The sequence below is a fragment of the Pseudomonas sp. GW456-12-10-14-LB2 genome, from assembly GCF_002884345.1.
GTDB classification, from domain to species: Bacteria; Pseudomonadota; Gammaproteobacteria; order Pseudomonadales; family Pseudomonadaceae; genus Aquipseudomonas; species Aquipseudomonas paraglycinae.
In genome coordinates this window covers 1-325 of record NZ_POHV01000101.1, presented here as the reverse complement: position 1 = coordinate 325, position 325 = coordinate 1, and the positions used below count along the sequence as shown (strand labels likewise).

General features: G+C 60.3%; 1 protein-coding gene. It reads left to right on the top strand.

From position 1 onward, the window contains the following. Positions 1-325: contractile injection system protein, VgrG/Pvc8 family (locus C1X29_RS28260; RefSeq protein ID WP_256584415.1), on the top strand; the 325-nt coding region annotated here is incomplete at both ends.

Sequence of the window (325 nt, the reverse complement as noted above, 5' to 3'; positions counted from 1 at the left end):
TCCAACTCAGCCAGCCGTGCCCGGATCGCGACTACTGCGTGCAGTACGACGAAACCGATCTGCATTTCGTCCAGCGTCTTTGTGAAGAGGAAGGCATTCACTACCACTTCCAGCACAGCAAGAAAGGCCACCTGCTGGTGTTCGGCGATGACCAGACCGTGTTCCCCAACCTCGGCCAACCGACCGCTTACGTGCAGGGCAGCGGCATGGTCGCCGAAGAACCGGTGATCAAAGGCTTCAAGCTGCGCCTGGAAACCCGCACCAGCCGCACCACCCGCCGCGACTACGACTTCGAAAAACCGCGCCTGCAAATGGAGGCCGCATA